This is a genomic window from Corallococcus sp. M7 (assembly GCF_054512695.1).
On record NZ_CM137252.1, the window covers coordinates 9,781,099 to 9,798,675 of the forward strand.

At 71.8% G+C, this 17,577-nt stretch carries 14 protein-coding genes; 4 read left to right on the forward strand and 10 right to left on the reverse strand.

Annotated elements, in window-relative coordinates; all coding sequences use genetic code 11:
* Window positions 1–47: 47 nt before the first annotated feature.
* The 3 genes from ACX114_RS39455 to ACX114_RS39465 are packed head-to-tail and all read right to left on the reverse strand — an operon-like array spanning window position 48 to window position 2,644.
* Entirely contained in the window at window positions 48–644 is a 597-nt protein-coding gene (locus ACX114_RS39455; RefSeq protein ID WP_459293152.1) for a GNAT family N-acetyltransferase, read from the reverse strand.
* Window positions 645–656: 12 nt separating this feature from the next.
* Window positions 657–1,553: a tRNA pseudouridine(55) synthase TruB gene (truB, locus tag ACX114_RS39460; RefSeq protein ID WP_459293153.1), complete on the reverse strand. Its 897-nt coding sequence runs from the start codon at window positions 1,551–1,553 to the stop codon at window positions 657–659.
* Window positions 1,550–2,644, reverse strand: coding sequence for an AAA family ATPase (locus tag ACX114_RS39465; RefSeq protein ID WP_459293155.1), 1,095 nt, complete (start codon window positions 2,642–2,644; stop codon window positions 1,550–1,552). Before ACX114_RS39465 ends, truB begins: the two co-directional genes overlap by 4 nt.
* Window positions 2,645–2,785: 141 nt before the next feature.
* Between ACX114_RS39465 and ACX114_RS39470 the strand changes: the two genes are divergently transcribed.
* Complete coding sequence (locus ACX114_RS39470; protein WP_459293157.1) at window positions 2,786–4,360, forward strand: LVIVD repeat-containing protein; 1,575 nt, start codon at window positions 2,786–2,788, stop codon at window positions 4,358–4,360.
* Window positions 4,361–4,368: 8 nt separating this feature from the next.
* Here ACX114_RS39470 and ACX114_RS39475 read toward each other — a convergent pair whose 3' ends face one another.
* On the reverse strand, window positions 4,369–5,127 hold the full coding sequence (locus ACX114_RS39475) for a hypothetical protein (protein WP_459293159.1): 759 nt from the start codon (window positions 5,125–5,127) through the stop codon (window positions 4,369–4,371).
* Between the two features lie 104 nt (window positions 5,128–5,231).
* Between ACX114_RS39475 and ACX114_RS39480 the strand changes: the two genes are divergently transcribed.
* A complete protein-coding gene (locus tag ACX114_RS39480) occupies window positions 5,232–6,800 on the forward strand; it encodes an LVIVD repeat-containing protein (RefSeq protein WP_459293161.1) in 1,569 nt (522 codons plus the stop codon).
* 6 nt (window positions 6,801–6,806) lie between these two features.
* Here ACX114_RS39480 and ACX114_RS39485 read toward each other — a convergent pair whose 3' ends face one another.
* The 6 genes from ACX114_RS39485 to ACX114_RS39510 form a co-directional block, all read right to left on the reverse strand.
* A complete protein-coding gene (locus ACX114_RS39485; protein ID WP_459293163.1) occupies window positions 6,807–8,834 on the reverse strand; it encodes a response regulator in 2,028 nt (675 codons plus the stop codon).
* Complete coding sequence (locus ACX114_RS39490; protein ID WP_459293165.1) at window positions 8,831–11,626, reverse strand: ATP-binding protein; 2,796 nt, start codon at window positions 11,624–11,626, stop codon at window positions 8,831–8,833. The genes ACX114_RS39485 and ACX114_RS39490 overlap by 4 nt, the downstream gene beginning before the upstream one ends.
* A complete protein-coding gene (locus tag ACX114_RS39495) occupies window positions 11,626–12,000 on the reverse strand; it encodes a response regulator (protein ID WP_014400722.1) in 375 nt (124 codons plus the stop codon). The genes ACX114_RS39490 and ACX114_RS39495 overlap by 1 nt, the downstream gene beginning before the upstream one ends.
* A gap of 67 nt (window positions 12,001–12,067) precedes the next feature.
* Window positions 12,068–13,648, reverse strand: coding sequence for a GAF domain-containing sensor histidine kinase (locus ACX114_RS39500; protein WP_459293167.1), 1,581 nt, complete (start codon window positions 13,646–13,648; stop codon window positions 12,068–12,070).
* A 127-nt stretch (window positions 13,649–13,775) separates the two neighbouring features.
* The gene (locus ACX114_RS39505) at window positions 13,776–14,219 is read right to left on the reverse strand and encodes a helix-turn-helix domain-containing protein (RefSeq protein WP_459293169.1); all 444 of its coding nucleotides are present in this window, start codon (window positions 14,217–14,219) and stop codon (window positions 13,776–13,778) included.
* 65 nt (window positions 14,220–14,284) lie between these two features.
* Window positions 14,285–14,662: a helix-turn-helix domain-containing protein gene (locus ACX114_RS39510; protein ID WP_459293171.1), complete on the reverse strand. Its 378-nt coding sequence runs from the start codon at window positions 14,660–14,662 to the stop codon at window positions 14,285–14,287.
* Window positions 14,663–14,892: 230 nt separating this feature from the next.
* On the opposite strand from ACX114_RS39510, the gene ACX114_RS39515 reads away from it, so the two are divergent.
* On the forward strand, window positions 14,893–16,107 hold the full coding sequence (locus ACX114_RS39515; protein WP_459293173.1) for a serine/threonine-protein kinase: 1,215 nt from the start codon (window positions 14,893–14,895) through the stop codon (window positions 16,105–16,107).
* Between the two features lie 115 nt (window positions 16,108–16,222).
* The gene (locus tag ACX114_RS39520) at window positions 16,223–17,533 is read left to right on the forward strand and encodes a serine/threonine-protein kinase (protein WP_459293175.1); all 1,311 of its coding nucleotides are present in this window, start codon (window positions 16,223–16,225) and stop codon (window positions 17,531–17,533) included.
* The last annotated feature ends 44 nt before the right edge of the window (window positions 17,534–17,577 follow it).

A 17,577-nucleotide genomic window follows, 5' to 3' on the forward strand; every position in this document is an offset into this window, starting at 1 on the left:
GATGACTGTCACCATCCCCCCCGCCCCTGGGGTGGTGACGAAAGGCATCACTTCCGGCGCGCGGGCCTGAGCGCCTTGCGCACGCGCTGCTTGCCGGCGGGACGGTCCGCCACGTGGACGTAGCCCCGCTTGAGGAAGAACGGGAGCGTGCCCGTGTAGGCCATTCCGTTGCTGATACGCGCCGACCCCTTGGGCGGTTTCACCGGATAGCCTTCAAGGGTGGCGGCGCCTTCGCGACGCACCGCGGCCTCCACGGCGGCGAGCAGCGCGGTGGCCACGCCCTGGTTGCGCCAGTCGCGGTGGATGAAGAAGCAGGGCACGGAGGTGACGGCGTCCGCGTCGTCGCACTTGAAGCTGGGGGCTCGGTCCAGGCGCGAGAAGTGACGGCGCGGGCCGAAGGTGGCCCAGCCCACCGGTTCGCCGTCCGCGTAGGCGAGGATGCCCCTGGCCTCACCGCTCGCGACCAGGGCCTTGAAGCGGCGTTTGGCCTCGGGGCCTCGGACGTCGTCGTAGCGCTCGCCCTCCGGGATGCGCCAGTACATGCACCAGCAGCCGCCACAGGCGCCGTTGGGGCCGAAGAGCTTCTCGAGGTCGGGCCAGAGCTCCGGGGTGAGCTCCACGGTCTTCAGGTCGGGTGGCGCCATGGGGCGCCCGTTCTAGACGCCGCCGCGCAGCTCTGTCTCGGGCCAGAGGGCTCCGTCCCTGGGGGTGAGCAGGAAGGTCAACTTCCCCTGGTGGAAGCCTCGCACCGGCCCTGGGGGCTCCGGGTAGCCCGGGGGCAGGCGCCAGTCCGGGGGCTGGAGCGGCGTGGCGGCGATGGACTGGCCCTGGCGCAGGGCTCCCACGTCCTGGTCCGTGAGCGCTCGCGAGTGCGTCCAGGGGAGCAGGTCGCGGCCGTGCCGTTCGATGCGGGCGCCGGGGCCCGGGTCCTTCCATGGACCGATGGCCGTGCGCTTCAGCGCGGAGAGGTGCGCGCCACAGCCGAGCGCGCGTCCCAGGTCCCGGGCCAGGGAGCGGACGTAGTAGCCGCCCCGGCAGGTGAGCTCCAGGATGCTGGCCTTGGGCAGGTCGTGCGACAGCCAGCGCGCGGTGTGCAGGTACACGCGCGAGGGTGGCAGGTCCACGGCTTCGCCCCGGTGGGCCTTGCGGTAGGCGGGCTCACCGCCGAGCTTCTTCGCGCTGGTGGCGGGGGGCACCTGATCCGTCCAGCCGAGGAAGGGGCGCAGCGCGGCTTCGAGTTGCCCGGGCGTGAGCGCGGTCGCGTCTCCCTGGTGCACGGGGCGGCCGTGCAGGTCTCCCGTGTCCGTCTCCGTGCCCCACTCCACCCGGGCCTCGTAGACCTTGGGTGCCGCGTGCAGGTGTTCGAAGAGGTGCGTGGCCGGGCCCACCAGCATGAGCAGCAGCCCTTCCGCGAACGGATCCAACGTGCCGCCGTGGCACAGCGCCGTGCGGCGGCCGGGCCTCGTCGCCTGGGCTTCCTCCTGGAAGGCCCGGACGGTGGCGAAGCTGGTGGCGCCCACGGGCTTGTGCGTGAGGTAGAGGCCGGGCGTCATTCGTCGTTCCCGTCGCGCTTCACCGTCGTCGCGCCCATTTCCTTCTCCAGGTGCACGGGCGAAGTGCCGGTCTTGTCCGCGATGACTCGCGCCAGGGCCTCCGCGTGCGTCGTCACCCAGACCTGGCTGTATTCGGAGGCTCGCACGATGAGCCGGCCCAGGGGCTCCAGCAGGTCCGGATGCAGGCTGGTCTCCGGTTCGTTCAACGCGAGGAACGGCGGTGGCCTGGGACTGAGCAGCGCCGCCAGCAGGCACAGGTAGCGCAGCGTCCCGTCCGACAGCTCCGGCGCGGCCATGGGCCTCGACAGGCCGGGCATGTGCAGGAAGAGGCTGAAGCGGCCGTCCTCCGCGCGTATCTCCAGCCTGGAACCAGGGAAGGCGTCGTCGATGCCCTGTGCCAGGGCGCGGTCATCGCCAATCTCCCAGATGGTCTGGAGCGCCGCCGCGAGGTCGCGCCCGTCCGACGCGAGCACCGGCGTGCGCACGCCCACCTGCGGGTGCCGGGGCAGCGCGTCCGGGTCGGTGCGGAAGTGGTGGTAGAAGCGCCACGCGCTCAACGTGCGCTGGACCTCGCCCAGCCTGGGGAAGCGGTGCGGTTCGGCGAGTTGATCCATCACCGACTCCGAGCCCCACAGCTCCGTGGGGAACGTGATGCGCTGGCCGTCCGCGTCCCGGATGAAGGCCGTGCGGTCCTTGCGCTCCATCAACACCAGACGCCGCCCCCCCGCGTGCGCCCAGAGGTGCTCCTCCTTCACCTCCGGATCCAGGGTGAACATCGTCTGGGGTGGCGACGTGGGGACCACGCCGCATTGCAGTTCGTAGGTGAGGTCGTCCAGGTCCACCGTCACGCGCATGCGCGCCGGCTTCTTGGGGTCACGGGGGCCGGCCCACATCACGCTCGAGGTGCCGCCCTCGTCCGCCAGGGTGCGCGCGAGCCGGCCTTCCGCCGCCGCCGCGAGCAGGTACAGCGCCCGGTACAGGTTCGTCTTGCCGCTGCCGTTGGGCCCCACCACCACGGTCACCGGTCCCAGCTCCAGGTGGAGCTGACGCACGGAGCGATAGCCTGCGATGTCCAGACGCGTGAGGGGCATGGCGTGCGCGCGAGCCTATCCGGCCTGGAGCGCAAGAGCCTTCCCTTCATGCGGGGGGATGCTTGCGGGATGAATGGGACTTCAGTCACTCCGCGTGGAGGGAGCGTTCCTGCGTCCGAACCATTTCCAAGGACGCTCCACATGACTCCATTTCCCCGCTGGCTCCTGCTGCTGGCCCTGACCGGTTGCTCCTCGTCTTCATCCCCCTTCAGCGGTGACATGGAGGGGATTCCCGAACGGAACACCGCGCCCTGGGACGGCCGCGCGGAGGCGCTCCCCGAGCGCACCGACTCCGTGGACCCGGGGCCCTATTCGGACTGCGCCTTCACGCTCGCCGTCGGGGCCGCGGCCGTCTCGTGCGACGACGTGTCCCTCTTCGACCGATCCACGTGCACGCCGGGCGCGCTCGATGACCTGGACACCGTGGGCCTCTACTCCCTGAAGGTCCGTCCCTCCTCGGGCGACACCGCCTCGTCCAGCTACACCCTCCAGCTGCCACTCGGGGGTGGCAAGGGCACCCTCTCCGGCCAGGCACTGACCCGGCAGGAGATTGGCGCGGGTTCGTTCTTCACCTCGGCCGGGGACCTGGTGTTCATGGGCTGCACCCGGCCCACGCCCGACCGCATCAACGGCTGCTACGTCCAGTGCACGCAGGGCAGGGTCGGCACCGTGGGCACCTTCACCGCGACGCGCCCGGGCATCCGGGCCCGCGGTGAGTCCGAGTCCTCCGGCCTCACCCTCATGTCCGAGGCCTCCGTCTCCCTGGGCAGGCCCGTGGACGTCTACGTCACGAAGGGCCACGCGTACGTGGTCGCCGTGGGGACGGACAGCAAGCCCGGAGGCCTGGCGGTGTTCAACGTGAGGGACCCGGCCCATCCGGTGCTCACGAAGACCGTGCAGCTGGCCGGGGACTCGAACTGGAACGGCGTGTGGGCCAAGGACAACGCGCTCTACATCGCGAGCGCCAGCTCGGGCGTCATCGTCTATGACATCTCCAAGCCCGCGGATCCGCAGTACGTGCGCGCCGTGCCGGACGTGCCCCTCAACGTGCGCAGCGTGTTCGTGGAGGACAAATGGCTCTACGCCACGGCCCCGACGCCCGGTGACGCGGTGCTCATCTTCAACGTGTCCTCACCGCTCAAGCCCGTGGAGATCAACCGGGTGCCCCTGGGCGCCGGCGGCAGCGGCCCCCATGACGCCTTCGTGTACGAAGAGCGCCTCTACGTGAGCCACGCGGAGGCGGGCTACCAGGCCTTCGACGTGGCGGACACGAGGCACGTGTACCCGATGGGCGGATATTCCTTCGACGGTCAGAACGCCCACGCGAGCGCGGTGGGCACCTTCGCGGGCCGCACCATCGCCTTCGAGGGCGGCGAGCACCCCGGCTCGCACCTGCGCGTGCTGGATGTCACCGACCCCGTGAAGATGAAGCTCATTAGCGAGTACGCCCTGCGCCCGGAGACCTCCATCCACGACATCCTCCTCCGGGGCTCGAAGCTGTACATCGCGCACTACCAGGAGGGCGTGCGGGTGCTGGACGTGTCGGTGCCGCCGAAGCCGCGCGAGGTCGCGTACTTCCACACGTACCGGGAGACCGACCCGGACCGCACGGGCTCCCCGCTCGAGGGCGCCATCGGCATCCGCGTGCCGGGGGATGGCTTCATCTACGTCGTGGACACGTCCCGGGGGCTGCTCATCCTGTCCGAGCAGCGCTGAGCCGGAGCCTACGGAGGGGGCCGCACCGTCGTCCGGCCGCTGCCCACCTCCCGGCACAGCGCCCAGAAGTTGTTGAGGACCTTGTTGGACGGCAGTGGCTCCAGCCAGCGCTGCTCCTCCTCACCCGCCGTGGAGCTCTCCAGCCGCAGGCGCGCACGGACCTCTCCGCCCACGACCAGCGAGCCCTCCGAGCCGGAGGGCACCAGCAGCTCCACCTCCAGGTCCCCGGTCACGACATGATCCGCGCCCGCGGACAGCGCGCGCACGCGTTCGTTGCCAATCACCACCAGCCCCGAGTCCGCCGGGTCCCCATCCATCAGCGCGCCATGGACGATGAGGTCTCCCAGCACGACCACGGTCCCCGACAGGTGCACGTGGCCATGGAGCTCCAGGGGCCCCTGGTAGATGACCAGTTGATCGGAGTCCGCGCCGAGCGTGGTGAACGTCTCCCCGTCGCGCTGCCGGGTCTCCGAGAAGTGGGGGAAGGTCGCCACTGCCGCGCCGTGGCGTGACAGCGCGTGGGCGACGATGAACTCCCAGTCCGGGGGGCTGCGCGCTTCGGGGATGGAGATGGGCTCGAAGGCCTGCCGCGTCAGCGCCACCTCCAGCGCCTCCGCCATGCTGTCCAACCACTTGTCCCGCAGGCGCTGCTGCTCCGGCGTGGGCCAGGGAGGATTGCTGCTCCAGTGGTCCACCGCCGTCCCCCCGGGCAGGCGGGTGCGCAGGTCGGTGAGCGCGGCGTCGATGTCCGGGCGGCGTGGGTGCATGGCGGGCTTCTAGCGCCTCACGAGAGCCAGTGCATCCGCGCTAGACTCCTTGCGACTTCGCGTCGGCCGTGGACCGCGAAGCTTCCGCGGGGAGCCTCCCATCCATGACGTCTTCCATTCGCCTCCTGGGCACGGGCCTGTTCGCATGCGCCCTGTCCCTGTCCGGCTGTAGCGATTCCAACGAGTCCGTCCCGGGACCGTCGGAGCCGAAGCCACTCGTCGAGCTCACCGACTACGTCGACGTGGTCTCCAACGAGCCCTGCATGGACGCGAGCTACGCGAAGCCGAGCGCGAACTGCTCCGACCCGGCCAGCTTCAAGCTGACCGGCTGTGACCTGGCGGCGGTGGGCGCCGTGGAGCCTTCCGGCGTCTACCAGGCCATCTTCCGCTACAACGCCACCAGCAGATTCGGCGCGGGCTTCCGTCTGGATACCACCCCCAGCTTCCTGGGCGACCCCCTCGTTCGCAACGAGGTGGGCCCCCAGGGGTTCTTCATCACCGGGGAGATCATGAACTCCCAGCTCCGGTTGCAACGGTACGCGCTCGCGGGCTGCCGCGTGCCCGCGCCCGGCCACCTCACCGGCTGTTTCGTGCGCTGCACCGACGGCGTGCCGGACTACTCCGGCACCTTCCACGCCCAGCGGATGAACCTGGCCCACGAGGCGCCCACTGGCGCCCAGAGCATGCGCCTCGTCTCCGAGTCCGCCATCCCGGAGGGAGACCCCGTGGACGTCTACGTCACCCAGGGCCACGCCTACGTGGTGTCCCTGCCTCGGGGCACGACGGAGGACGGAGGCCTGAGCGTCTTCAACGTGGCGGACCCGGCCCACCCCACGCTGGTCACCCGCGTGAGCCTGCCCAACGACAATTACTGGAACGGCGTCTGGGCCAAGGGCGACGCGCTCTACGTCGCCAGCGCCAACTCCGGCGTCATCGTCTACGACATCTCCAACCCGGCCAGCCCCCAGTACGTGCGCGCGCTGCCCGGCGGCGCCATCAACGTGCACACCGTGTTCGTGGACGGCGACCGGCTGTACGCCATGTCCCCGTCCCCCAACGGGGAGACGCTGCTGTTCGACGTGGCCTCGCCGCTGGAGCCCCAGTTGCTCAGCCGCATCTCCGTGCCGCGAGAGGCGGGCGTCAGCTACCCGCACGACGCGTTCGCCTACCAGGACCGGCTCTACGTCAACCACACGCGCACCGGCTACGTCGTCATGGACGTCGCCCGCCCGGACGTGACGCCCGTGCTGGGCACGTATGCCTTCGACGGCCAGTACAGCCACGCGAACGCGGTGGGCACCATCAACGGACGCACCATCGCCTTCGAGGGCGGCGAGCGCTTCGGCGCGCACCTGCGCGTGCTGGACGTCACCGACCCGGCGAACATCAAGCTCATCGGCGAGGTGAAGAAGCGCGCGCAGACGTCCATCCACAACATGGTGCTGAAGGGCACGCGGCTCTACGTGGCCTGGTACCACGAGGGCGTGCGCGTCTTCGACGTGTCCCAGCCCGAGCAGCCGAAGGAGATCGCCGCGTTCGACTCCTTCCAGGAAGCGCACCCGCGCAGCACCGACAGCCTCTACCAGGGGGCCATTGGCATGCGCGTGCCGGGCGACGGGTACGTGTACGTCGTGGACCTGTCGCGTGGGCTGCTCGTGTTCCCGGAGCCGTGACGGCGGCTACTCCGTTTCGATGCGGTCACGGCCGTTCTCCTTCGCCCGGTAGAGCCGGGCGTCGGCGACGCGCAGCAGCTCGTCCAGGGTGGTGCCGTCGCCCGGCGCCACCGCGAGCCCCGCGCTGAAGGTGACGTGGAAGGTCTCGCCCGCGTCGCCCTCGAAGGTCATCGCGGACAGCTCCTCCGCCGTGCGGGAGAGGATCTCCTTCGCGCTCTCCGCGGACTCGCCCAGGAGCGCGACGACGAACTCCTCGCCGCCCCAGCGGGCGCGCAGGTCCTCGCGGCGGAAGCGCGCCCCCAGGAGCCGTCCCAGCCGCATCAGCACGCGGTCCCCCGCGAGGTGGCCGTGCTGGTCGTTCACCTTCTTGAAGTGGTCCACGTCCAGGAAGCACAGCGCCAGCGGCTTGTCGCTCCGGCGCGCCTCCGACAGGCGCGTGGCCACCGCCTCCACGAAGGGACGGCGCAACATCAGGCCGGTGAGCGCGTCTCGCTCCGTGCGCTCGCGCGACAGCCGGGCCCGCTCCAGCCTCGCGTGCACGCGGGCGCGCAGCTCCTCCTTCAGCACGGGCTTGGCCAGGTAGTCGTCCGCGCCGGCCTGGAACGCGGCCAGCCGGAACTCCAGCCCCACCTGCGCGGTGATGAGCAGGATGGGCAGCTCCTGCCACTCCGGCGTCAGGCGCAGGATGCGGCACAGGTCGAACCCGCTGGGCCCGGGCATCTGCACGTCCAGGAGCAGCAGGTCCGGGCGGTGCTGCGCGAGCGCGTCCAAGAGGCCGTAGGCGTTCTCCAGCCCCACGACCTCCACGGCGTCGCTCACCAGCGCCTGGGAGAGGGCTCGCACCGCCTCCGGGTCGTCATCCACCACCATCACCTTCGCGCGCTCCAGCCGGCGCGTGGCCACCAGCCGCTCCGCCGCGGCGGCGAAGTCCTGCTGGGTGAAGGGCCGGGGCAGGAACAGCGACGCGCCCGCGTGCGCCGCGTGCACGCGCTCCTGGAGGCCGCTGCCCGTGCTGGAGAAGGCCAGCGGCAGGGACTGGTGGCCCTCCATCGCGCGCAGCGCGCTCGCGGTGGCGAGCCCCGCGGAGCCCATGTGCAGGAGCGCCCCGTCCACCCACTGCTTCTCCACGGCGGCGCAGGCCTCCTGGGGCGTGGCGGCCGTCACCACGCGCACCCCTTCGCGCTCGCCCATCCGGCGCGCGTCCGCGAGCACGGACGCGTCCTCGTCCACCACGAGCAGCGTGCCCATGGCGGCGACGACGGCCTCCTCCGGCTCCGGCTCCGGGGTGAGGACCGGCAGCGACACCCGGTCCTCCAGCGCGCGGAAGCCCGCGTCCACCCGGGCCCAGTCCAGCGTGCCCCCGGTCTTCACCGGACGCATCACGTCCTCCAGCGCGCCCGCCGCGATGCTCACGTCGCGGAAGCCGTAGCTGCCCGCGGTGCCGTGCAGCTTGTGCACGACGCCGTAGGCCTCATCCAGGGCCGCCGCGTCGCCGTGGCGCCCCTTGCCGAGCAGGGCCTGGAGCGTGGCCAGCCGCTCCGGCAGCTTCGCGCCGTAGTCCGCGCTCAGGAGGGCCAGGCTCGCCGCGAAGTCGTCCACGGGCTCGGGGGCGTCCTCCTCCATCGCCTCCTGTGGCGGGGGCGGCGGCTCGGCCACCGCGAAGAGCTGCTCCAGCCACACCGCCAGCTCCTCCGGCCGGTAGGGCTTGTGCACCACGCGCGCCACGCCCAACTGGCGCGTGAGCAATTCGTGGCTCTTCAGGTCCTTCCAGAAGGCGGACGCGAAGAGCACCGGCAGGTCCGGCTTCGACTTGCGCAGCTCGCGGATGAAGTCCGCGCCCGTCATGCCCGGCAGCAGGCCGTCCACGATGGCGGCGTCCACCGGCCTGGACTGGAGCACCTCGCGCGCCTCGGCGGCGGTGCGCGCGGGGGTCACCTGGTAGCCCTTGTCCCGCAGGAAGGTGCAGACCAGGGCCTGGAGGTCGCGGTCGTCCTCCAGGAAGAGCAGCGTCTTGTCGTTGCGCGCGGTGCTCATGGCATCGCCTTTCGGGGCTCGGCCGCGGCGTCGCGGCGAGCCAGCAGTCCGTTGAGCAGCTCCCGCACGGAGGCCACCAGCTCCTCCTCGGAGGCGCGGGCCTTCGTCAGGTGCCGGGTGATTCCCAGGGTGAGCTGGCGCTGGTCGGTGCGCGTCAGCTCGCGGCCGGTGAAGACGATGAGCGGCGTGGCGCGGCCCTTGCCCTGGCGCAGGATGTCCACGACCTCGAAGCCGTCCAGCCGGGGCAGCCCCACGTCCAGCACGATGAGGTCCGGAGGCGTGTCGCGCGCGAGCGCCACCGCGCTCTCTCCGTCCGCCGCTTCGATGCACAGCGCGCCCAGCCGTTCGAACTGCGCGCACAGCACCCGGCGCGTGGTGGCGTCGTCATCCACCACCAGCACGCGCGCCTGGCCCGGCTGGCGCATGGCGTAGCGCAGTGTCTTGAGCAACCGGGTTTCATCCACCGGAGTCGGCAGCCAGTCCACCAGCAGCGCCGTGCCCGCGTCCTTCGCCCCCTGCTGCTGCGAGCGCCCGGACAGGGCCAGCACGGGCAATTCGCGCGTGCGCGGCTGTTCCCGCAGGCGGCGCACCCAGTCCAGCACGGTGCCGTCCGGCATCTGCGTGTCCACCAGCAGCGCGTCCGGCAGCGCGTGCTCCACCGCCTGCATGGCCTCCGTGAGCGTGGCGGCGCGCACCACCCGGTAGCCCTCGTGCGACAGCAGGCCGCGCAGGAGCGCGGACAGCTCCGCGTCCGCGGTGACGATGAGCACGTTGTGGCGCGACTCGTCCCGGGGCAGCGGCGCGACGGACGGGGCGCGCAGGGCCTCCAGGGTGAAGTGGAAGGTGGCGCCCTGGCCCGGGGGGCTCGACACGTCGATGCGGCCGCCGTGCTGCTCCACGATGGCCTGCGAGATGGCCAGCCCCAGACCGGTGCCGCCCTTGGAGCGGGTGTCGGACGCGTCCAACTGCTGGAAGCGGCCGAAGAGGCGGGGGAGCTTCTCCTCCGGGATGCCGGAGCCCTGGTCCGTGACGCTGAAGCGCACCCGGCCGTCCGCCGTGAAGCCGGCCGCCACCACCACGGAGGCGCCCTGGGGGGAGAACTTGATGGCGTTGGAGACCAGGTTGGTGAGCACCTGGATGAGCCGGTCGCGGTCGCCCTTGACCTGCGGCGCGCCCTCCACGTCCGAGCGCAGGGTGACGTGCGCCGTCTCCGCCATGCCCTGCACGCCCGCGAGCGTGGCGTCCACCAGCTCCTGCGCCGTCTGCGGCTGGAGCTTCAGCTCCAGCATCCCCGACTCCATCTTCTCCAGGTCCAGGATGTCGTTGATGAGGCGGATGAGCCGTTCGGTGTTGGTGCGCGCGATGCGCACCATGTCCAGCGCCTGCGAGGGCAACTCCCCCACGATGCCGTTCTCCAGGAGGCCCAGCGAGCCGCGGATGGAGGTGAGCGGCGTGCGCAGCTCGTGGCTCACGGTGGAGACGAACTCGTTCTTCATCCGCTCCACGGCCTTGCGCTCCGTGAGGTCGCGCACGAAGACGGTGGTGCGCGGCGGGCCATCCGCGTGCACGCGCGCGAAGGTGAGCTCCGCGGGGAACACGTCGCCATCCGCGCGCAGGCACGGCGATTCCAGGCGCGCCGCGCCGTTCTCCTGGAGGAGCGCGGCGTGGACGGCCTCCCGCTGCGCGGCCGGCAGCGTCGCGGGCAGCGCCAGCGACAGGAAGTCCGCGCCCACCGCCCGCGCGGATGGCAGGCGGAAGTGGGACGCCGCCGCGGGGTTGAACTCCGCGACGCGGCCGGACTCGTCCAGCACCACGATGCCGTCCGGAGACGCCTCCAGGATGGCGGCCTTGCGCGCGTCGCTGGCCCGCGCCTCCGCGCTCGCGGCGGACAGGGCCTGGGTGCGCTCCGCCACGCGCTCCTCCAACCCCCGGTTGAGCTCGCTCAGCGCCGCGGACGCCCGCGCCAGCCGCACCAGCACGACGAGCACGTAGACCACCAGCAGCAGGCACACGCCAAAGAGGACGATGCGCGTGCGCTCCGCGCGGGCCTGGGACTGCTCCTGGAGCTGGAGGTACGTGGTGATGAGCCGCTCGGCCTCGCCGGTGGCGCCGTGGTCCAGCAGCGCCTGGAAGGACGCGTCCGTGGCGCGCTGGAGCGTCATCAGCTCCCGCGTGCGGGCCTCCAGGGCGTCCAGCGCGGCGATGGCGGAGGCGGACAGCGGCTGCCTCCCGCGCGCCCGGGCCAGCCTCGCCAATGACGCCTCCACGCGGGCGCCCGACGCCTCTCCCGGAGCGCGCGAGGCGAGCAGCACGTCCACATCCATGGCCTCCACGTGCGCGCGCGGCGCGCCCTGGGGCAGCGCGGCGGCGGTGGCGGCGACGACGCCGGGGTAGGCCTCACGCAGGGCGGCGAGCCGCCGGTCCTTCTCGCGAGCCGCCGTCAGGATGGCGCGCGAGCCCTCCAGCACGCGCAGGTACGTGTCCAGGGAGGCGTTGAGCGAGCGCATCCCCTCCGCCGGGAGGAAGCCGGGCGCCGAGCGCAGCTGATGGGCGCGGGCGGCCAGCGCGTCGAAGTCCCGGTCGGACGAGCCATGCAGCTGCGCGATGCCCACGCGCTGGCGCAGCACGTCCTGTTCCAGCTCCGACGTGGCCACGCGCAGTTGCCGCAACTGGGTGCGGTAGCGGTCATGGTCGGCGGTGGAGCCCGGGCGGCCCAGGATGAACAGGGCACACAGCAGCACCAGGGCTCCGGCGGCCAGCGCGGCGGAGCGTTTGGACAGGCGGGGTTCCATCAGGGCACCAGGCGGCGGATTTCCTGCGGCAGCGTCATGGGGTCGAACGGCTTGCCGATGACGCCCACCGCGCCCAGCTCCAGGTAGCGCGCCACCTCCTGCTTCTGGACCTTGGCGGTCATGAAGATGATGGGCGTGTTCGCGGTGGCGGGCTGGGCGCGCAGCCGGCCGAACGTGGTGGGCCCGTCCATGCCGGGCATCATCACGTCCAGGAGGATGAGGTCGGGGCCCTCCTGGCCCGCCTTCTCCAGGGCCTCCGCGCCGGAGGACGCGAGCACCGTCTTCCATCCCCCCACACGGCTCAGGCTCAGCTGCCCGATGGTGCGGATGTCATCCTCATCGTCCACGAGCAGGACCTTCTCGATTTTCGCCATGGGAGGGAGTGCTCCAGGAAGACGGGTTTGGATCGCGGTACGGAAGGCAGCGGGAACTGGATGTCCGTCAGGCGACTTCAGGCCCGGATTCGCACTCCGGCAGGTCGAAGGAGAAGCGGGTGCCGTCCGTGGGAGAGGTGGTGAAGCGCAGGGTGCCGCCCATGCGAGCGACCAGGCCGTGGGCGATGGAGAGCCCCAGGCCGGTGCCGGGGCGCTTGCGGGTGTCGGACGCGTCCGCCTGGGCGAACTTCTGGAAGACGCGGTCCTGGAAGGCCTCCGGGATGCCGGGGCCGTGGTCCTGCACGCCCACGCGCAGGACGCCGTCCTCGCGGGTGAGGGACAGGGTGACGCGCTCGCCCTGGGGGGAGAACTTGATGGCGTTGGAGAGCAGGTTCGCCAGCACCTGGATGAAGCGGTCCTCGTCCACGCGGGCGCGGGCGTGGGGCAGGTCCACCACGGCCTCCAGGCGCACGCCGTATTCGTCCGCGTAGCCCTGGTGGGCCTGGAGCGCCTGGGCCAGCAGCGGCGCGACCTCCGTGGGCGCCAGGTGGAGGTCCAGCCGGCCGGACTCCATCTTCTCCAGGTCCAGGATGTCGTTGATGAGGCGCAGCAGCCGTTCGCTGTTCTTGTGGGCGATGCCCACCATCTGGGCCACCTGCGCGTCCAGCGGGCCGACGATGCCGCCGCTGAGCAGGCCCAGCGAGCCGCGGATGGAGGTGAGCGGCGTGCGCAATTCATGGCTCACGGTGGCGATGAACTCGTTCTTCATCCGCTCCACGCGCTGGCGCTCCTCCTCCAGCATGCGGGCCTGGGTGACGTCGCGGGCGACGGCGTAGAGCAGCCCCTCCTCCGGGTCCGGCACGGCGTTCCACTGGAGCCAGCGCCAGGTGCCGTCGCGGCAGCGGGCGCGGTGCTCGAACTGGAGGACGGGGAGGCCGTCCCGGGCGCGGGCCAGGTGCCCCGCGGTGGCGGCGCGGTCCTCCTCCAGGGCCAGGTCCACCAGGGACGTGCTGTAGAGCTCCGCGTCGGAGAAGCCCAGCGTGCGGCCCCAGGCGCGGGACAGGCGCAGGAAGGTGCCGTCCATGGCGGCGATGCAGAGCATGTCCACGGAGACTTCGAAGAAGCGCTCCTGCTGCTCCAGCGCCGTGCGGGCCTCGCGCGCGTCCAGGGCGTTGATCTCCCCTTCCGCCCAGGCGGCCATGTCCGCGAGCGCGGCGCGGTCCGCGTCCGGGAAGTCCCGGGGCTGCGAGTCGATGAGGCACAGCGTGCCCACGCGGCTGCCGTCCGCGCTGCGCAGGGGGTGGCCCGCGTAGAAGCGGACGAAGGGGGCGCCCAGCACCAGCGGGTTGTCGTGGAAGCGCGGGTCCTTCAGCGCGTCCGGCACGACGAAGGTGTGGGGCGAGAGGATGGCGTGGCCGCAGAAGGACAGCTCGCGCGGCGTCTGCGTGGCGTCCAGGCCGTGGCGGGCCTTGAACCACTGGCGGTCCTCGTCCACCAGCGAGACGAGCGCGATGGGCACGCGGAACAGGTGCGACGCGGTGCGCACGATGCGGTCGAAGCGCTCGTGGGCGGGCGTGTCCAGCAGACACAGCGCGCGCAGCGCCTGGAGGCGCCGCGGCTCATCCGCGGGCGTCGGGGGAGGAAGCATGGCGTGCCTCCCGTGCTACCCCACTTGTCTGCCATTGGGGAGAGGGACCCACCCGAAGGCCCGGCCCCCGGGTCCGGAGGACAGGCGAGCAACCATCCCATTGCAGTCCGGGAGGATTTGTCTGCTCTTATCGCCGTGCGGCCCGGCGCGATGGCCCCCGCCTCTTGCGGGGCGCGGGAGTGGGCGCGGACCCGGCCCCGGGCTTCGAGGGCATGACGGACACCACGGTGCGTACCACACGCGCCACGGCCTTCAGTTGGCGGGGCTCCAGGTCGCGCAGCGTGCGCACCAGGCGGCGCAACTCCAGCGAGTCCTCCTCGCGCGGCGGGGACCGGGACGGAGCCGGAGCGGAGCCGGCCCCCACGCCCAGGAGCGCGTCCGCGGACACGGACAGCACGTCGCACAGCCGCCGCAGGGTCTGGGCCCTGGGCAGCATGCGGCCGCGCTCCATGCGGCTGTAGACCTCCATGGCGATGCCCACGCGCTCCGCCACGTCCGCCTGAGTGAGTCCCAGGCGCAGCCGGGCGTCTCGGGCGGCGGCTCCAAACACCGTGTTCAGCTTTTCATTCACCGGGGCGGGCACATGCAAAACCTTGCATCTCTCCCCCGGGGCGCAAGTTTTCGTGGGCCCGGCGCTCAGCGCTCACGCAGCGCGAGCGCGCCCTGGATGATGAGCCCCATGGCCTTCAAGGCCTCTTCATCCAGGGGCCGCAGGGCGCGCACCAGCCGGCGCAGGGAGGGCGGATCCTCCTCGCGGTCCGCCAGCGCCAGCGTGAGCGCCTCGTCCGGGGGCGAGGGCCCGTCCAACCCCAGCAGTGTGTCCGCGCGGATGCGCAACACCATGCACAGGCGGCGCAAGGTGGTGGAGCTGGGCAGCACGCGCCCTCGCTCCATGCGGCTGTAGACCTCCATGGCGATGCCCACCTGGCTGGCGACGTCGCCCTGGGTCAGGTCCTGCCGCTCGCGGGCCTGCCGCGCCGCGGTGCCCACCGTGATGGCCAGCTCCTCGTTCATTGCCGCTCACCACCCCTGGCCGGACCGTGTCTCCCATGAAGTCAGGTGTCCGGCATCCTACCTGACACGGCAGCAACACTACCCCAAGGGGCGTGCGCCATGCTATGGACCTGCCACGTCTCATCATCCCTTGCACGCATGCATCCTCCCAGCCCCATTCTCCCTCTCCGATTGGACTCCCCACATCCAGAAGCCGCCTGGCATCCCCCGGGCGTAGGAGGCACCCCGCGATGAGCCTGGAGGGAGGACATCCGCTGCTGCTCCAGCCCCAGGAGGTGGTGGGCAGCTTCCGGCTGTTGAAGCGACTGGCCACGGGGGGCTACGGCACCGTGTTCCTGGCGGAGACCGGGGGCTTCCACGTGGCGCTGAAGTTCGCGCTCCAGGGGCCGCAGGACGCCGAGGACGGCTCGCAGGTGGACGCGCGCACGCTCAAGGAGGTGAGCGTGCTGCACCGCATGACCCACCCCAACGTGGTGGCGCTGCGCGGCTACCACCGCTGGCCGCACCCGCGCACGGGCTACCTGTTCCTGGTCATGGACTACGTGGAGGGTCCCACGCTGTCCGACTGGGCCAAGGATGCGAAGCCCACGGCGCGGCAGGTGGCGCGGCTGTTCGCGGAGCTGGCGCTGACGCTGGACTTCGTCCACCGCGCGGGCGTGCGCCACCGCGACATCAAGGGCAACAACATCATCGTGCGCGCGTCGGATGAACGGCCGGTGCTGGTGGACTTCGGCTCCAGCGACCACGCCTGCGCCCCGGCCATCACGGACGGACGGCCGCCGCCGGGCACGCCCAGCTACCGCAGCCCGGAGCTGTTGCGCTACTGGCTGAACAACCCCAAGGGCATGTCGCGCTACGTGTACCAGCCCACGGACGACCTCTATTCACTGGGGCTCACGCTCTTCCAGGTGCTCACCGGGGACTTCCCCTATCCCCCGGACCTGCCGGCCGCGGCGCTGCTGGGCGGAATCCAGAGCATCAAGGGGCGGGCCGCGCGCTCCATCAACCCGCGCGTGCCCCGCGCCCTCAATGACATCTGTGAGCGGCTGCTGCGCCAGGACGCCAGCCAGCGCTACCAGATGGGCGCGGATCTCTACGCCGACCTGAGCGCCGCGCTGGAGCGAGCCCCGGACAGTTGGGACACGCCGCTGTTCAACGCGCCACCGCCCCACGAGGCCGTCACGGAGGAATCCGACGCGTACTTCGACGGCAACGAGGAGGCCCGGGAGCTGCGCCGCTGGGCCCGCGCCTACGAGCGGCGCCTCCCCGGCGCCGCGCCCCACTCCAGCGCGTCCACGCCGCCCGTGCCGCCTCCGCCCGGCCCGTCACTGGGGCTGGCCGCGCCCATGCCCCCGCCCATGCCCTGGTGGGTGGTCCGGCGGCGGGCGTGGCGGCGGCGGTGGGAGCGGTGGCTCCGGCGTCTGGGATTGCGCCGGGACTCATGAACCCGACGGGTTGACTGTCTTCCGCACGACCCTGGAGGTTTTCCCCACGACAGGGTTTGTGCTACCTGCGGGGTGGAGCGATTTCCGCTCCACCTGAGAGGTAGGAAGGCAGGACATGAAGACGCCCGATACGACGACGGAGGAGAACCCCGGCATGCCCCGCCGGCCGCGCGTGCTGTTCACGGTGGGAGGCACGGCCTTCGAGTTCGTGCGCAAGCTGGAGGTGCGCTCCACCGGGGAGCTGCTGATGCTGGCGCGGCGGCGCTACCGGGGCGGGCTGGGTGGCCCGGTGGTCATCAAGCGGCTGCGCAACCCATCTGGCTTCGTGGAGCGGCGGCGGCTGGTGGAGGAGGTGGAGCTGACGTTCCGGCTCAACCACCCGGGCATCGCGAAGGTCTACCACCTGAAGGCATACCGGGGCGTCCCGCACGTGGTGATGGAGTACGTGGAGGGCCGGTCGCTGGACACGGTGCTCAACCTGGTGGCCATGCGGCGCAAGCCCATGTCGCCGGCCTTCGGCGCGTGGGTCGTCTCGGAGGTGGCCGAGGCGCTGCACCACGCGCACACGCTGCGGGACGAGTGGAACCGGCCGCTGGGCATCGTGCACCGGGACGTGAGCCCCCGGAACCTACGCCTGGGCGTGCATGGCGAGGTGAAGCTCACGAACTTCACCGCCGCGTTCTCCACGCTGCCGGGGCGGGAGATCACCAGCCGCCCGCTGGTGAAGGGAGACGTGGCGTACGCCTCGCCGGAGGCGCTGCGGCGCGAGCCCGTGGACGCGCGCAGCGACCTGTTCTCGCTGGGGCTGGTGCTGCTGGAGGTGCTGACGGGGACGCACCCGCTGGCGCAGGAGGGGGACGTGGCGCTTCCGCCGCCGCCGGACCTGCCGCTGGTGCAGGCGCAGGGGCCCACGTGGATGCCCCTGACGGAGGTGGCGGCGCGGATGGCGCTGGTGGGGCCTGAAGCGGTGGAGCGCATGGCGCGCGATGTTCCCGAGGGGCTGCGCGCGGTGGTGGCGCGGGCGCTACGCCAGTCCCCGGCGGACCGCTTCGGCACGGCGGCGGAGCTGGCGGCGGCACTGAGGGAGTGGCTGCGGGACCATGCGCCCGCGTACGGGAGGCAGGCCGCGGCGGAGGAGGTGGCGGAGGCGGCTCGGGAGGCCACGGGCCGGCGCAACCAGGCGGAGCTGCTGGAGGGCGGGCTGCACCCGGAGGAATTGACCGCCGAGGAGGCCGCGATGACGTCCGAGACCGCCGGGGCTGAAAGCCCGCCGCCGTTCCTCCAGGGCGACGACGTGACGCCGGACCTGAATGACGAGCCCCTGCCCCTCCAGGACCTGGTCGAGGATCTGGACGAGCTGGCCAGCCCGGACGAGGAGACACCGGGAGACGACTTCGAGGACGACGACGGCCACCAACCGGTGTGAACCCGGTGCCTGGGACTCCAGGCACCCGAGTCCCCCGGGACCAG

Bases quoted from the DNA above. Each gene is read 5' to 3' on its own strand.
- ACX114_RS39455 (WP_459293152.1), bottom strand. From the start codon at position 644: ATGGCGCCACCCGACCTGAAGACCGTGGAGCTCACCCCGGAGCTCTGG.
- truB (WP_459293153.1), bottom strand. From the start codon at position 1,553: ATGACGCCCGGCCTCTACCTCACGCACAAGCCCGTGGGCGCCACCAGC.
- ACX114_RS39465 (WP_459293155.1), bottom strand. From the start codon at position 2,644: ATGCCCCTCACGCGTCTGGACATCGCAGGCTATCGCTCCGTGCGTCAG.
- ACX114_RS39470 (WP_459293157.1), top strand. From the start codon at position 2,786: ATGACTCCATTTCCCCGCTGGCTCCTGCTGCTGGCCCTGACCGGTTGC.
- ACX114_RS39475 (WP_459293159.1), bottom strand. From the start codon at position 5,127: ATGCACCCACGCCGCCCGGACATCGACGCCGCGCTCACCGACCTGCGC.
- ACX114_RS39480 (WP_459293161.1), top strand. From the start codon at position 5,232: ATGACGTCTTCCATTCGCCTCCTGGGCACGGGCCTGTTCGCATGCGCC.
- ACX114_RS39485 (WP_459293163.1), bottom strand. From the start codon at position 8,834: ATGAGCACCGCGCGCAACGACAAGACGCTGCTCTTCCTGGAGGACGAC.
- ACX114_RS39490 (WP_459293165.1), bottom strand. From the start codon at position 11,626: ATGGAACCCCGCCTGTCCAAACGCTCCGCCGCGCTGGCCGCCGGAGCC.
- ACX114_RS39495 (WP_014400722.1), bottom strand. From the start codon at position 12,000: ATGGCGAAAATCGAGAAGGTCCTGCTCGTGGACGATGAGGATGACATC.
- ACX114_RS39500 (WP_459293167.1), bottom strand. From the start codon at position 13,648: ATGCTTCCTCCCCCGACGCCCGCGGATGAGCCGCGGCGCCTCCAGGCG.
- ACX114_RS39510 (WP_459293171.1), bottom strand. From the start codon at position 14,662: ATGAACGAGGAGCTGGCCATCACGGTGGGCACCGCGGCGCGGCAGGCC.
- ACX114_RS39515 (WP_459293173.1), top strand. From the start codon at position 14,893: ATGAGCCTGGAGGGAGGACATCCGCTGCTGCTCCAGCCCCAGGAGGTG.
- ACX114_RS39520 (WP_459293175.1), top strand. From the start codon at position 16,223: ATGAAGACGCCCGATACGACGACGGAGGAGAACCCCGGCATGCCCCGC.